This window comes from Acinetobacter towneri (assembly GCF_001758345.1).
GTDB lineage: Bacteria > Pseudomonadota > Gammaproteobacteria > Pseudomonadales > Moraxellaceae > Acinetobacter > Acinetobacter towneri_A.
Window position 1 is genome coordinate 97,451 of sequence record NZ_MKQS01000013.1, and the last position, 14,488, is coordinate 111,938.

Genomic DNA, 14,488 nt, shown 5'->3' on the forward strand with positions numbered 1-14,488 from the left:
GTGATTCACTTACTCAAAATGGGCAATATCCATTGCATTTAAACGGTCTAAGTCTGCTTGGGTGTCTACACCTGGGGGTAAATTGGCTTCTGCAACAGCAATAGCAATACGGTGTCCATTTTCTAAGACACGCAATTGCTCTAAGCTTTCTAGCTTTTCCAATGTTCCCATTTCCCAAGTCACATATTCTTGCAGCAATTCCACACGGTAAGCATACAACCCTAAATGACGATAAGCATGTTCATGCAATTGTGGTGTCGCTTCTTTCGCACCATCACGGTCATAAGGAATCGTAGCACGGCTGAAATACAAAGCCTGATTGTGTTTAGACATGACCACTTTAACAATGCTATCGCGGGTAAATTCATCTAGTTGCTGAATCGGCTCACACAGCGTAGACATAGAACATTCAGGTTGAGCTTCGAGCAACTGCGCCACTTGTTGTACCAATTGTGCAGGTAAAAGTGGTTCATCGCCCTGCACATTAACAATAATATCGTGTTTATCCCAACCTTTAATACGTCCCACTTCGCTTAATCGGTCTGTGCCAGAGGGGTGATCTGCCGAAGTCAAGACCACATCCACACCCTCAGCACGGCACAATGCTGCAATACGAGCATCATCGGTGGCCACACACAAATCATCAAAACCTGCCACTTTTTTTGCCTGATCAACCACACGTAAAATCATGGCGCGACCATGAATTTCCAGTAAAGGTTTGCCTGGCAGACGTGAACTGGCATAACGTGCAGGGATAACAATGTGCTTCATAATTTTCCTTATCATGTTCTTTCAGGCAGGTTTAAACCCAAGTGTTTCAATTGTTGATGTATGGTGACATAGCAGGCCGATGACAATACAGCATCTACAGGTACAACCCAAATTTCACGCTGAAAATCTGGATATTGCTTTAACAGTGGCAATAACTTGACGGCATCTTTCTCTGTGGTAATGATCGGTTGCAAGTCGTCAAACTGCAAATCGGTAATTTCATAGTCATGGTGATCTGGAAACTCATGGCATTGAAACTGGGTCACACCCATCGATTCTAACGTTTTATAAAACCGTTCAGGAAAGCCAATGCCCACGACAGCATAAAAATTTTGGGTCGGATCAAAAATTAATTCTTGTGCGGGATGCAATAAATATGGCTCTGCAACAGCCAAATGCATATTTAGTTGAGAACTGGGGTTCGTTGCATGTTCAATCACCGTGGCATGCTCTAATCGAGATTTTGGTTCACGCAAATAACCTTCAGGTAATATTTTCTCATTGCCCAAACCACGATTATTATCTAAAACAATCCATTCCAATTGACGGTTTAAAGCCAAATGCTGCAAACCATCATCACTGATAATTAAATCCAATTCATGCTGTGAAAGCAGCAATTCAATACTTTTTTGACGATTTGGCCCCACTGCCATCGGCACGCCTGTTGATTGCACAATTAAAGTCGGTTCATCGCCCACGACCTCTACATTCGCATCGATACTGACATAAACTGGAAATGGTCCTTTGCCGCCATAACCACGGCTAATCACGCCGACACGAATATCTAAACTTCGTAGATATTTAACCAAATGAATCAACAAAGGAGTTTTGCCACTGCCCCCCACAGTAATATTACCAATCACCATCACAGGTACGGGAGCGGTATAAGCGGTTTTAATCCCTGAACGATATAAGTTCTGATTGAGTAAGCTCACGCCACGGTACAATAAAGACAAGGGTCTAAGCACAACCAGCCATTTGGCTTGTTGCTGCCAAGCGTCCTGAATAAATTGTGCCAAAGACATGGATTAATGTTCCTCGAAGTTACGTTGATGCAACTGGAAGTACGCGCCTTTTTGCGCTATGAGTTCCTGATGGGTACCTTGCTCTAAAATACGCCCTTGATCCATCACCACAATACGGTCAGCATTTTCAATGGTAGATAGACGGTGTGCAATGACAATGGTGGTACGGTCTTGCATGGCCGCATCAAATGCACGTTGAATAAAGTATTCAGATTCATTGTCTAAAGCACTGGTGGCTTCATCTAAAATTAAAATTGGTGCATTTTTTAAAATAGCACGGGCAATCGCAATACGCTGGCGTTGACCGCCTGACAAATTCAAACCTTGCGCACCGAGTGGTGTATCGTAGCCTTGCGGTAAAGCCATAATAAAGTCATGAGCATAAGCTGCTTTGGCTGCAGCAATCACTGCTTCATCACCCGCACCTTCAAGCTGACCATAGGCAATATTTTCACGTACCGTACGGTTAAACAATACCACTTGCTGATTGACCATAGCAATTTGGGAGCGCAAGCTATTCAGCTCAATATCACGAATATCATGCTGATCAAACAAAATTTGCCCTGAAGATACTTCCTGAAAACGTACCAACAGATTGACCAATGAGGTTTTACCCGCACCTGAACGACCGACCAAAGCCACTGTCTCGCCTGCTTTGACATCTAGATTGAAATCATGAATGGCATGGTGTCCATCTGAATACACCAAATTCACATTTTTAAATTGCAAATTGCCTTTTAAGTCTGGTGTAAGCGTCCCGTGATTGTCTTCTTCAGGCATATCGAGCAATTCAAAGACTGAATGTGCTGCTGCCAAGCCGCGTTGTAATTTTTCATTAATATCGGTAAGAGCTTTAATTGGCTTACTCAACATGCCTGCTGCAGTGATATACGCCACAAACTCGCCAGCTGAAATATCACGTAGAATTTCTGGACGTAAGGCAATCCAGATAATAATTGCCAAAGCAATGGACATAATGAACTGCACCACTGGGCTGTTCAATTGCTGCACTGCCACCATCTTTAAACCACGACGCAGGTTTTCTAAAGAGTTTTCTTTAAATCGGCTTTGTTCATAGGTCTGACCACCAAAACCTTTGACGACCAAATTACCATTCACCGTTTCTTGCACCACGTGGTTTACATCTCCCATGGTGTCTTGTACTTGAATAGATAAACGACGCATGCGTTTTGCTGCTTTACGAATCAGCAAGCCAATTAATGGGCCAAATACCAAAATACAGAGGGTCAAACGCCAGTTAGTATACAGCAAATAGCCGAGCAAGCCGAGTGTAATCAAACCCTGTTGTACCAATGTACGCAGCGATTCTGTAGATGCAGCGGTCAACTGCTCTACGTTATACATAATTTTGGCAGTAATGTGCCCACTGGTATTATCTAAGTAATACTGTGCAGGTAAACGCAGCAATTTAGCAAAGACTTCCTGACGGATATTGAATACCAAATTACGTGAAATCACTGCTGTATAGTAACCGCCAATAAAAGTTCCCAAACCACGGAAAAACATCAGTGCAATGACTAATAGCGGAAATAGTGTGGTGAAAGATTGGTCACGCTCCTGAATGGCATTAATAATTTTTTCCAAGAGTTTTGCCACAGATACTTCTGTGGCTGCATTAATGGCGAAACCGATAATCACCAAGATTGCCAAGCCCCAAAATGGGAGCAAATATCTCAGAAGACGGCGATAGACCTGTAAATCCTTCTTCACTAATAACCTCGAGTTGGGACTTTCGTACTGATATTGATGTTGACGAAACCAAGTTGTCCTGCGACATCCATCACTCGAATCACATCTTGATGAGTGGCTTTGGCATCTGCAGCAATGATAAACATTAAATCTCGTCGATCTTGAGAGATTTGTTTAATTGCTGTGCTTAAATCTGCCACTCCCTTAGTCGAAAGCGCCTGACCATTAACAGAATAATGCCCTGAAGAATCTACCACCACTTCAATTTTATGTTCATAAGATTTTGGTGGTACACCTTGCGCATCTGGCAAAGTTAAATTCATACGGCTAAATTGGTTAAATGTGGTCGAAAGCAACAAAAACACCAAGATGAACAGTAAACAGTCAATCATTGGTGTCAGATTAATATGAATATCTTCAACTTGCGAGCGTTTGAACTTCATAAACTCACCTTAGCTTACTTTTTTCACATCTTGCACATCCTCATCAAGCTGATGAGGCTGACACTTATAAAATAAACCTGCGTGAAACAAAGTCGCTTGTTGCTCTAGCTCAGCCGTATATTCTTGCACCAAACGCTGAAAATAACGATAGGCAAATAAGGCTGGAATTGCAATCAACATACCCGCTGCAGTGGTAATTAAGGCTTTAGAAATCCCTGGAATCATTAAGGTTGGATTACTTGCACCCACATCAATCACTAAAAATGATTCAATAATCCCAAGCACTGTACCCAACAAACCCAATAACGGCGCTACTGCACTGAGCGTACCCAAGAAGTTGATATTTTTTTCTAAATAACCAATTTCTTGTGAAGCTGTCGCTTCCATTTGTGCACGCGCATAGTGTTCTGTTTGTTGTTTGTTACGCGCACCTGCCTCAAAAATACGACCTAATGTACTGTTTTTTAAGTTGGCACTTTGATTTAGTTGTTGCAACACAGTCGCTAAACTTTGCCCGCGGTTGAGCAACAACGCATTGGGCAAAATACCTGCACGCTTTAAACGCATAAAACGCTCAATGGTAATTGCAACGGTAAATACCGAGCACAACACCAACGGTAGCATCAGCCAGCCACCCGCTTTTACCAATTCCCACATTCGCTTTTCCCCAATAAATACGAATTAAATTAATCGGACAGGCAAATATCTAAAATACCATCCAGCTCTTCCAGAGAGTGATAGCTGATGGTTAATTTGCCCTTACCTTGCTTGTTATAATCAATTTTAACATCTGCACTAAAACGCTCAGAAAGACGTTGCGTGAGTTGTTGAATATCAGGTGCAATAACCGTTTTCGGCTTTTCTTGTTTTGGTGCATTAAAGTCACGCACCAATTGTTCGGTTTGACGTACCGATAAATTCTTTTCAATTACATGCTGCGCGACTTTGAGCTGATCTTTGGCCTTCAAAGTTAAAATAGCACGTGCATGCCCCATATCTAGCGAGCCTTGCTGCATAAACCCTWTAACAGGCTCAGCCAAAGTGAGTAAACGCAATAAATTACTCACTGTAGTACGCGCTTTACCTACTGTTTCGGCAATTTCCTGATGACTCAAGCCAAACTCATCGTGAAAGCGTTGTAACGCCATTGCCTGATCAATTGGGTTGAGATCTTGACGCTGAATGTTTTCAATTAATGCCAAAGCAATCGCGACCTGATCGGTCAAATCACGCACAATTGCAGGAATTTCAGTTAAACCTGCCAACTGTGCAGCACGCCAGCGACGCTCACCTGCAATAATTTCATAAGGATGTTGTTCGTCATCTATCGGACGAATCACAATTGGCTGCATTACACCATGTTTTTCAATAGATGCCGCCAATTCCTGTAAATCTTGCTCTTGAATAAAGCGACGCGGTTGATATTCACCACGTTTTAATAAATTGACATCAATTTGTTTTAGCTGACCATGATCTAAAGATTGCACTTCAAGTTGTAATTTTTCTTTCTGGATTGACCCCAATAAGGCATCCAAACCACGACCTTTGGCTAATCCGCGTTTTTTTGTGGTCATGCTTTACTTCCTTTTTTCACTTTGCTTTTTTTCAACATTTCAGCTGCTAAATTTAGGTAGGCAACAGCCCCCTTAGAGCTTTTTTCAAAATAAATGACAGGCAGGCCATGTGCTGGGGCTTCTGCCAAACGCACATTACGCGGAATCACGGTATCGTATAATTTTTTACCAAAATAGTGCGATAATTCTTCAGACACGTCACGGGTTAAGGCATTGCGCGCATCATACATGGTGCGCAATACGCCAATAATTTCTAAATCAGGATTGAGTGCTTGTTGAATACGATCAATGGTTTGTGTCAGGTCTGCCAAACCTTCAAGTGCATAATATTCGCACTGCATTGGAATGATTACACTTTGCACTGCTGCTAAAGCGTTTACTGTAATTAAGCTTAAACTTGGTGCACAGTCGACAATAATATAATCAAAGTCTTTGGCAACTTCTTGCAAGGCATTGCGCAAAATAAACTCGCGCCCTTCTTGCTCAGCAATCACCAACTCAACCCCTGCCAAATCACGATTGGCGCCCAAGACTTTATAACCAACTTCTGCCTTGCTAATTGCGGTTTCAATCGGCACTTCGCCCAACAATACATCGGTCACTGAATACAGCAAATCATTTTTTTGAATGCCTGAACCCATGGTGGCATTGCCTTGTGAGTCCATATCGACCAATAAAACGCGCTTTTTCAAAACAGCTAAAGATGCTGCCAAATTTACTGCGGTTGTGGTTTTTCCGACACCACCTTTTTGGTTCGCAATCGCAATAATTTGTGCCATGATCACCCCAGTCCTTTGAAAAATTAAATACGTTTTAATAAAAGTAAATGACGTTGTTCGTCTAAACGCGGAACTTTGAGCTCAATAATTTCACAGCTAAACTGATCTTTCAATGCCGCGACTTCATCGGTAGGAACCAAACCTTTCATAGAAGCAATGATACTTTGCGCATGCATAAAAGGTGTTGATGCAGTAACAAAGTCGGTTAACGAAGCAAAAGCACGACTGGTGATGACATCAAACTGCCCAAGTTCACGAATACTGTCTTCATTTTCAACCCGAGTCTGTACCGCCACCACATTTTTCAGTTTTAAATCCGCAATAAACTGCTTTAAAAAACGAATCTTTTTACCATTCGAGTCCAGTAACACGCAATCGCGCTCAGGCTGACACAAGGCAATAATCATGCCTGGCATACCGCCACCTGTCCCAATATCCAGTAAACGACCTGCAGGCAAATCTTTGAGGATGCTCAGACTGTCTAGCAAATGCTTCACCAGCATTTCTTTCGGGTCACGAATTGCAGTGAGGTTGTACGCTTTGTTCCATAGCACCAAAGCATCTTGGTATTTGAGTAATAAATTTAAAGCCTCATCACTGAGCTCTAAACCTAAAGCCTGACTACCTTGCTTGAGTTCCTGAAAAAACGAATGCATCACAATTCACATCTCGAAAAAGTTAATGGAAGTATACCGATTTATAGTTGCAGTCATAGGGGCGAATGCTTAGTGAATATGCACTTAAGCGTACACACCCTGCTGAATTTGTTGATCTAGCGCATTTAATCGTTCAGGAGTGCCAACATCCACCCAAACACCCTGCAATTTCTGTGCAGAAATTTTTTCTTGCTGCATGGCTTGTTTGAGCAATGGCGCAAGCGGACGTTTGCCCGATTCCAAACCGTTAAACATTTGCGGATGCATCACCGCCACGCCACTATAAGTCAGATTTTCACCTGAGCGTGCTTGCTCAAAAGTATAGGCTTTGTTTGCAGCCAAAGTGAAATCACCTTGCGGATGCTGCACAGGGTTTTCCACCAAAACCAAATGTGCCAAGTCGTCTTGAAGCTGCACATTTAATAGTGGCGCAAAATCCATGGTAGTCCAAACATCGCCATTCACCAATATAAAAGGTTCATTGCCCAATAATGGCAACGCATTGATGATGCCACCTGCAGTTTCTAAGCCTTCGCCTTCATGCGACCACAAAATTTTCACACCAAACTGAGAACCATCACCCAAAGCATCTGCAAGTTTTTCACCCAACCATGCCGTATTGATGACAATTTCCTGCACACCCATCTTTTGTAATTTTTCGATGTGCCACACAATTAGAGGTTTTCCACCGACTTCCAATAAAGGTTTAGGCGTATGCAGTGTTAAAGGACGCATACGATTACCCATGCCTGCAGCAAGAATCATGGCTTTCATTTAGGCAACCACCTCATACTGACCATATTTGGCTGTAAATTTTGGCATTACTGTCGTGTGAATAAAGTGCATAAATGGTTGTAATTCTGGATAAGGTTTACTTTCTTCAAGTAAATACCACATTACGCGCGGTAAATCCTTGAGATAACCCGATTTACCATCACGCTCAAATAAACGCACAAAAATACCTAAAATTTTGATATGACGCTGAATCGCCATCATATCGGCATCTTTTTTAAATTGTTCAAAATCACGGTCTTGCTTAGATACTTCTGGCAACAAGTCATAGAACATTTTAAACCAACGATACACATGCTCAGCATTCCACTGCACATAAGCATCACGGGTAATCGAAATTAAATCGTATGTATCTGCACCAATGACCGCATCCTGAAAATCAATCATACCAAGTTCCGTGTCATCGTCTACTTTCATTAAGTTACGACTATGAAAATCACGATGCACAATCACTTGCGGCTGTGCCACAGCTGCATTGGCTAAAATAGCAAAAGTACGTTTAATTAAGGCACTTTCTTCTGCGCTTGGCTGAATCTGTAAGGCAGGCAATAACCAATCGGTGAGCAATTCCATTTCACTGATGAGTTTGTCATAGGAATACTCAGGGAAATGTGCAGTGCCATCAATATCTTGTAATTGAATTAACTGCTTAAAACACTGCGCATAATAGTCATCTACAGTCTGATCATTCAGCAAGGTAGATAATAAGACATCACCAAAATCTTCAAGCAACAAAAAGCCTTGTGTCAGGTCTTTAGCTACAATTTTTGGCACGCGCACGCCATGGGCAGCAAAAAATTCATCAATCGTCACAAAAGGACCACAATCTTCTTTTTCTGGTGGTGCATCCATGAGCATAAATGTTTTATTATTCAACTTGATTCGTGCGTAACGACGAAAACTTGCATCGCCTGCTAAAAAATGAGTTTCAAATTGATCTGAACCAAGTACAGATGTTATCCATGTTTGTATCAATTGTTCGCGTTGTGTATTCATTTGCAATAAATTCTAATACAGGCTGAGTTTTTAAAGTGCTAAGTGTAGCTACTTCTGCGCTTTTTCTCTATGATGCGACAATAATTAATTGCGATTAAGCATTCTTGGTTGATGAGATAAATGAAGCATCAGTTTAAATTTAATCCTTTAGCGACTGCGGTCTTAACTCTGTTATGTGGTCACTCTGTTTCCAGCTATGCGCAGACCACAGATCAGACTTCATCTGTCACAAATCTCAATAACCAGCAGCTTAAACACACCATTCAGGAAGCTTATCCTGGGCAGCAGTTCTTTGAGCAATATTATGTTGATAAAGCTGCACCTGAAGCACAACAACAATTTGGGCACACTCAAAGTTCTGCCTATTGTGAAGGTGCATGGCTAACGCCAATCAGCTCAGGTACTGTTGCGGTAGATGCTGCAAATGCCACTTCTACAGTGACTGCCGATTATGGTCACTATAACCCAAATGGTGATTCAGTCTTAGAAGGCAACGTGGTGATTGACCAAGAAGGTCGTCAAATTCGTGCCGATAAAATTACCATTGATCAAACTCAGACCTTTGCCAAAGCCGAAAGTCGGGTACAAATGGCGCAAGCGGGTTTACTGGCGCAAAGTGATGAAATTAATTACAACCTAAAAACCCAGCAAGGTGACTTAAACAACAGTTTTTATATTGCCGAAGAACAACATGCACACGGCATGGCAGAAAAAATTGCACGCACCTCAACCAATACGATGGTGCTGAATAATGCCACTTACAGTACTTGCCCGCCTGAACAAGCCCCGACTTGGAAAATTCAAGCCAATGAAATTAAGCTGAATCAGGAAACGGGACGCGGTGAAACACGCGGCACCAAATTGTATGTGAAAAATGTACCAGTTTTAGCTGTACCCTACTTCAATTTCCCAATTGATGACCGCCGTACCACAGGTATTTTGACGCCTAGTTTTGGCTTTACCAATGATGGTGGTGTCGAGCTGTCTGTGCCTGTGTATTTAAACCTTGCACCGAATTTTGATGCAACCGTTAGCCCGCGTTATATTGCCGATCGTGGCGCGATGCTAGAAGGTGAATTCCGTTATTTAACTGAAAATTTTGGTTCAGGTAAAATTTGGGGCGGTTATTTAGCATCGGATGCCAAATATGATGACCAAGACCGTAAAGATCTACATTTTTTACACGGCTGGCAAATTAACGAGCAATTTTCAACCAACCTAGAATATAACTATGCATCGGACAAAGACTACTTTGCCGATTTAAATAACAACCCGAACTCTAAAACCGACCTGAATTTACGTCGTGCTTGGGAGTTGAATTATCGTAACGGTATACCGGGTTTAAAAGCACAGCTCAAAGTTGAGGATTTCCAAACCCTGGATAAGACGATTCCATCTGTAGATCGTCCTTATGCACGCCTACCACAATTTTTATTGAACTATAAAACAGGTAATCCTCAAGGCTTCCAAGTCGAATTTAATAACGACACGGCTTACTTCAAAAAAGATCTAGCTGCGCAAGATGGGGAACCAAGTGGTACGCGTATTTATAATGACTTTGCAGTGCGTTACAACTACCGTAACCCGTGGTCATTTGTGATTCCAGAAGTATCGTTACGCAACATCAACACCTTCTATGATAAAGAAACTCTAAGTACAGACACGTATAAATCTTCAAGTAAAAGTGAGTCAGTTACTGTTCCGCAATTCACTTTAGACACAGGGATTACCTTTGAAAAAGATGGTCGCTTCTTGCAAACCATTACCCCGCGCGCGTTCTATGCCTATGCACCGTACCGTAATCAAAACGACCACCCAAACTTTGACTCTGCAACAGCTTCGATTAATTATGACCAGTTGTTCAGTCCAAACCGTTTCTATGGTCATGACCGTTTAGAAGACAACAACTTTTTGTCTTTGGGTTTAAACTATAGCCTATTTGATGAAATTGGTTTAGAACGCCTTAGAGCAGGAATTGGTCAAAGTTTTTACTTTGAAGATCGTCGTGTCACGCTGGATAATACCGAAGACGAATTTAATACGGAAAACCGTACTGGGCCAATTGTGAGCTTAACCAGTCAGCTAAGCCAAAACCTTAGTGTGGGTGCCAATGCTGCATGGATGTCAAATGGCGACAATGCACAGCGCAGTGTCAATATGCTTTACACGGGTGATCAAGGCAACTTATATAGTTTTGGTTATATTAACCGTCGTGTTATTCCAAACCGTCAAGATCATTATGATCAAGTCGTGGCATCGTTTATTCAGCCTATTCACAACAACTGGCGTATTCTAGGTCATGCGCAATATGACCTAGACAATAGCGTAGCGCGTGAATATTTGCTGGGTGTGAACTATGAGTCGTGCTGTTGGGGCATCTCAGTCTATGGTCGCTCTTACTATAACGATTTAGATGATGTCACCGATGTCGGTGTAAAACCAAAACGTGCCATTATGGCGGAATTAAATTTGAAAGGTTTAGGCGGTTTCAATAATAAACTTGCATCTTTGCTTGAAAACCGTATTTTAGGTTTTAATAAAATTAATCAATCTTGGACACAACGTTAATGAAAACAGAACAGTTAAAACGATTTTTAAAAGCATCAACCTTAGCACTTTGCATGACAGCAGCGCTGCCTGCATTTGCTGCGAATGATCAAATTGTGGCTGTAGTTGACAATAGTGTCATTTTAAAAAGCGATTTAGCGCAAAGCGTGGTTGAACTCAAACAACAACTGGAAATGCAAAAGCGCCCTGTTCCACCGCAACACATTTTAGAACAACAAGCTTTAGAGCAACTGATTGTACGCCAAGCACAATTAGAACAAGTCAAACGCTATAATATTAAAGCCGATGAAAAATCTTTAAATGAAGCAGTTTTGAAAGTTGCACAGCAAAATGGCGCAAACAGCCTAGAAGCTTTTCAGCAAAAATTAGATCAATCCGCGCCAGGCAGTTATGCATTTTTACGTAACCGTATTGCTGAAGATTTAGCAATCAATCGCCTACGTCAACAAGTCGTAATGTCACGTATTCAAATTAGCGACCAAGATGTTGATAATTTCCTGAAAACCCCGCAAGGTCAAGCAGCATTAGGCAATCAAGTACATATTTTGCATGTGCGTGTTTCAGGAACAGAAAATGCCGCACAAGTTGCGCAAAAAGTAAAAGCTGAATTAGCACAAAGCAATGATGTTCAAACCATTAGCAAAAAATACACAGGCAATGGTGTAACCGTACAGTCTGCAGACTTGGGTTTACGTAACCTAACAGTTATTCCTGCAGAACTTGCTGCACGCATTACACCGTTAGATGTGGGTCAAACCAGTGAACTGATTGAAGTCCGTGATGGTATTCATGTGGTCAAGCTCTTAGAGCGTAAAAGCACTGAACAACGCGCATTGGTACCTCAATATCAAACCCGCCACATCCTCATTCAACCGACAGAAGTGGTTAGCCCTGAAAATGCCAAACACATGATTGAAAGCATTTACAACCGCTTAAAAGCAGGTGAAGATTTTGCAACCTTGGCAGCAACATTCTCTAACGATGCAGGCTCTGCACGTGATGGTGGCAGCTTAGGTTGGGTCAACCCTGGGGTGATGGTACCTGAATTTGAAAACCAAATGAAAAACACCGCCAAAGGCGAAATTAGCGCACCATTCCAGACTCAGTTTGGCTGGCATGTATTGCAAGTCACCGATATCCGTCAACAAGATATGACACGTGAATACCAAGAACGTATGGCACGTCAAATTTTAGGTGAACGTCAATTTGATACTGAACTAGACAGCTGGTTACGTGAAACACGCAACAATGCTTTTGTAGAAATCAAAGACCCAAGCTTAGATCGTAAAAAGAACTCCTAAGCGCGTAGAGCTTTTAGATCTTTAGATCATAATCAAAACCAGTGCTACCTCACTGGTTTTTTATTTTCAAGCGTAGCTGCTCAAACTTATGTCTCATCCGTTCGACTTTCATCAAGAAAAGTTTTTATTTTCTATTAGTTCCAATGGTAGCTGCAATTCTCCACACTCTTCTTCTGGCTCAGATGGGATAGTAATTTTGACTTGATTATTTAACTGCCAAACTCCTTTTACAGGTTCAAATAACTTGTATTTTAGTTGAAAAATACGCTCTTCATCTGGCATTAATTCAACTTTTTTAATAATGGAACACTGCATCTCAGGAAATAATTGATCTTTTGTTTCAGTATTATAAAAATCTAAAGGCACATCATTGGGTAATCCTCCCATAAATAACCGAAGTTAAAAGTAGAGGTTAAGCAGCCATTAGAGGTGGCTTTCCTTTGTTAGCTTGATGTGGTCTTTCATGGTTGTAATGCCACAACCAGTTTGTTGCATAATCTTGTACTTCATCCAAAGTATCAAATAAATGCTTGCTCAGCCAACTATAACGTATGGTCCGATTATAGCGTTCAATATACGCATTCTGCTGTGGCCTACCCGGTTGAATATATTCAATACGAATACCGTACTCAGTAGCCCAGCGCACAAATTCGTGACTGATAAATTCGGGACCATTATCGCATCGGATCACTAACGGTTTTTCTCTCCACTCCAGCAATTGATTCAACGTACGAATAACCCTGATTGTGGGCAATGAGAACCCTGCTTCAATGGCTAGGCCTTCGCGGCGGTAATCATCAATCACATTCAATAATCGAAACTTGCGACCATCGGAAAGCTGATCATGCATAAAATCTAATGACCAAACCTGATTTTCTCGGATTGGTTCTTTCAATGGTTCAGGCGCATGCCGTTTTAGTCTTCTTCTCGGTTTAATACGCAGATTCAGTGCCAACTCACAGTAAATGCGGTAAACCCGCTTGTGATTCCAGCAGCAACTCTCAACATGCCGTAAATACGAGAAGCACAAACCAAAGCMCCAATCGGAATTTTCCTCAGTGAGTTCAATGAGCTGTTCAGCAATGAGTGCATTGTCATCGCTGAGTTTGGCTTGATAGCGGTAGCAGGTTTCACTAATGCCAAATGCTTTACAAGCCAAACGAATACTAATGGCATGCTGGGCAACTGCCTGTTGTGCCATCTTACGCCGGCAAGATGGCTTTACCCTTGCGCAGCAGTGCTGCTCATTGCCATCGCTTCCTGGATGATTTCGGCCTTTAATCGCTCTTCCGCATACATCTTTTTAAGTCTGGTATTTTCGGCTTCTAGCTCTTTCAGTCGAGCCATTAATGATGTATCCATACCACCATATTTGGCACGCCATTTATAAAAGGTAGCATTACTCATGCCGTGTTCACGGCAAAGGGTCGCTACAGGTGTGCCAGATTCTGCCTGTTTCAAGATGGACATGATCTGACTGTCAGTAAATTTAGATGTTTTCATGCAGAATCTCCTGCTCGTATCTTAAGAGAAAATTCTACTTTTAGATCCTATTATTTTTAGGGGGGATTACCAAAGTACAGCAACTTTCAGATCAAGAACGTATTAAACAACTCGAACGTGAAAATAAAGAACTGCAACGTGCTAACGAAATTCTACGTAAAGCAGCCGCTTTTTTCGCCCAGGCGGAGCTCGACCGCCCACACAAATAATGGTAGATTTCATCCATAACAATAAGGCGTTATATGGTGTTGAGGCGATTTGCAGGATTTTACCGATCGCGGCTTCTACCTATTATCGAACACTAGATTTCGTTGAAAACCCAGAACATCGAGCAAAGCGAGATCTACATGACTTGCATCATGCTGAACAA

At 41.9% G+C, this 14,488-nt stretch carries 13 protein-coding genes, 2 pseudogenes and 1 other annotated feature; of the genes and pseudogenes, 3 read left to right on the forward strand and 12 right to left on the reverse strand.

Going from position 1 to position 14,488, the window contains the following annotated elements; translation table 11 throughout:
- Nucleotides 1-9: 9 nt before the first annotated feature.
- From kdsB to BJN41_RS08700, 10 genes are all read right to left on the reverse strand, one after another.
- Nucleotides 10-771: a 3-deoxy-manno-octulosonate cytidylyltransferase gene (gene kdsB / locus BJN41_RS08655; protein WP_070154591.1), complete on the reverse strand. Its 762-nt coding sequence runs from the start codon at nucleotides 769-771 to the stop codon at nucleotides 10-12.
- Between the two features lie 11 nt (nucleotides 772-782).
- The gene (gene lpxK, locus BJN41_RS08660) at nucleotides 783-1,796 is read right to left on the reverse strand and encodes a tetraacyldisaccharide 4'-kinase (RefSeq protein WP_019836535.1); all 1,014 of its coding nucleotides are present in this window, start codon (nucleotides 1,794-1,796) and stop codon (nucleotides 783-785) included.
- A gap of 3 nt (nucleotides 1,797-1,799) precedes the next feature.
- Entirely contained in the window at nucleotides 1,800-3,527 is a 1,728-nt protein-coding gene (msbA, locus tag BJN41_RS08665; protein WP_026438035.1) for a lipid A export permease/ATP-binding protein MsbA, read from the reverse strand.
- Nucleotides 3,527-3,949: an ExbD/TolR family protein gene (locus tag BJN41_RS08670; protein ID WP_070154593.1), complete on the reverse strand. Its 423-nt coding sequence runs from the start codon at nucleotides 3,947-3,949 to the stop codon at nucleotides 3,527-3,529. The genes msbA and BJN41_RS08670 overlap by 1 nt, the downstream gene beginning before the upstream one ends.
- 9 nt (nucleotides 3,950-3,958) lie before the next feature.
- Nucleotides 3,959-4,606: a MotA/TolQ/ExbB proton channel family protein gene (locus BJN41_RS08675; protein ID WP_070154595.1), complete on the reverse strand. Its 648-nt coding sequence runs from the start codon at nucleotides 4,604-4,606 to the stop codon at nucleotides 3,959-3,961.
- Between the two features lie 29 nt (nucleotides 4,607-4,635).
- Complete coding sequence (locus tag BJN41_RS08680; protein ID WP_070154597.1) at nucleotides 4,636-5,523, reverse strand: ParB/RepB/Spo0J family partition protein; 888 nt, start codon at nucleotides 5,521-5,523, stop codon at nucleotides 4,636-4,638.
- On the reverse strand, nucleotides 5,520-6,302 hold the full coding sequence (locus BJN41_RS08685; RefSeq protein ID WP_004976821.1) for a ParA family protein: 783 nt from the start codon (nucleotides 6,300-6,302) through the stop codon (nucleotides 5,520-5,522). The genes BJN41_RS08680 and BJN41_RS08685 overlap by 4 nt, the downstream gene beginning before the upstream one ends.
- A gap of 23 nt (nucleotides 6,303-6,325) precedes the next feature.
- Nucleotides 6,326-6,958, reverse strand: a complete 633-nt coding sequence (gene rsmG / locus BJN41_RS08690) for a 16S rRNA (guanine(527)-N(7))-methyltransferase RsmG (protein ID WP_070154599.1) — start codon at nucleotides 6,956-6,958, stop codon at nucleotides 6,326-6,328.
- An 84-nt stretch (nucleotides 6,959-7,042) separates the two neighbouring features.
- Nucleotides 7,043-7,732 carry an N-acetylmuramate alpha-1-phosphate uridylyltransferase MurU gene (gene murU, locus BJN41_RS08695; protein WP_070154601.1) on the reverse strand — a complete coding sequence of 230 codons (690 nt, stop codon included), beginning with the start codon at nucleotides 7,730-7,732 and terminating at the stop codon, nucleotides 7,043-7,045.
- Nucleotides 7,733-8,746 (reverse strand): aminoglycoside phosphotransferase family protein, encoded by a 1,014-nt coding sequence (locus BJN41_RS08700; protein WP_070154603.1) that lies wholly within the window; start codon nucleotides 8,744-8,746, stop codon nucleotides 7,733-7,735.
- A gap of 120 nt (nucleotides 8,747-8,866) precedes the next feature.
- Between BJN41_RS08700 and BJN41_RS08705 the strand changes: the two genes are divergently transcribed.
- Complete coding sequence (locus tag BJN41_RS08705) at nucleotides 8,867-11,314, forward strand: LPS-assembly protein LptD (RefSeq protein ID WP_070154605.1); 2,448 nt, start codon at nucleotides 8,867-8,869, stop codon at nucleotides 11,312-11,314.
- Nucleotides 11,314-12,615, forward strand: a complete 1,302-nt coding sequence (locus BJN41_RS08710; protein WP_070154607.1) for a peptidylprolyl isomerase — start codon at nucleotides 11,314-11,316, stop codon at nucleotides 12,613-12,615. The genes BJN41_RS08705 and BJN41_RS08710 overlap by 1 nt, the downstream gene beginning before the upstream one ends.
- 111 nt (nucleotides 12,616-12,726) lie before the next feature.
- Here BJN41_RS08710 and BJN41_RS08715 read toward each other — a convergent pair whose 3' ends face one another.
- Nucleotides 12,727-13,002 carry a hypothetical protein gene (locus BJN41_RS08715; RefSeq protein ID WP_019836545.1) on the reverse strand — a complete coding sequence of 92 codons (276 nt, stop codon included), beginning with the start codon at nucleotides 13,000-13,002 and terminating at the stop codon, nucleotides 12,727-12,729.
- 25 nt (nucleotides 13,003-13,027) lie between these two features.
- A pseudogene (locus BJN41_RS08720) lies at nucleotides 13,028-14,118 on the reverse strand (IS3 family transposase).
- A 71-nt stretch (nucleotides 14,119-14,189) separates the two neighbouring features.
- Here BJN41_RS08720 and BJN41_RS15150 point away from each other — a divergent pair.
- Nucleotides 14,190-14,488, forward strand: a pseudogene (locus BJN41_RS15150) (IS3 family transposase); the annotation flags it as partial.
- Nucleotides 14,285-14,401 (forward strand) — a sequence feature (AL1L pseudoknot). It overlaps the preceding pseudogene by 117 nt.

Excerpts from the sequence above, each read along its gene's own strand:
- kdsB (WP_070154591.1), bottom strand. The coding sequence starts at position 771 with ATGAAGCACATTGTTATCCCTGCACGTTATGCCAGTTCACGTCTGCCA.
- murU (WP_070154601.1), bottom strand. The coding sequence starts at position 7,732 with ATGAAAGCCATGATTCTTGCTGCAGGCATGGGTAATCGTATGCGTCCT.
- lpxK (WP_019836535.1), bottom strand. The coding sequence starts at position 1,796 with ATGTCTTTGGCACAATTTATTCAGGACGCTTGGCAGCAACAAGCCAAA.
- BJN41_RS08715 (WP_019836545.1), bottom strand. The coding sequence starts at position 13,002 with ATGGGAGGATTACCCAATGATGTGCCTTTAGATTTTTATAATACTGAA.
- BJN41_RS08705 (WP_070154605.1), top strand. The coding sequence starts at position 8,867 with ATGAAGCATCAGTTTAAATTTAATCCTTTAGCGACTGCGGTCTTAACT.
- BJN41_RS08710 (WP_070154607.1), top strand. The coding sequence starts at position 11,314 with ATGAAAACAGAACAGTTAAAACGATTTTTAAAAGCATCAACCTTAGCA.
- BJN41_RS08675 (WP_070154595.1), bottom strand. The coding sequence starts at position 4,606 with ATGTGGGAATTGGTAAAAGCGGGTGGCTGGCTGATGCTACCGTTGGTG.
- rsmG (WP_070154599.1), bottom strand. The coding sequence starts at position 6,958 with ATGCATTCGTTTTTTCAGGAACTCAAGCAAGGTAGTCAGGCTTTAGGT.
- BJN41_RS08685 (WP_004976821.1), bottom strand. The coding sequence starts at position 6,302 with ATGGCACAAATTATTGCGATTGCGAACCAAAAAGGTGGTGTCGGAAAA.
- BJN41_RS08670 (WP_070154593.1), bottom strand. The coding sequence starts at position 3,949 with ATGAAGTTCAAACGCTCGCAAGTTGAAGATATTCATATTAATCTGACA.
- BJN41_RS08700 (WP_070154603.1), bottom strand. The coding sequence starts at position 8,746 with ATGAATACACAACGCGAACAATTGATACAAACATGGATAACATCTGTA.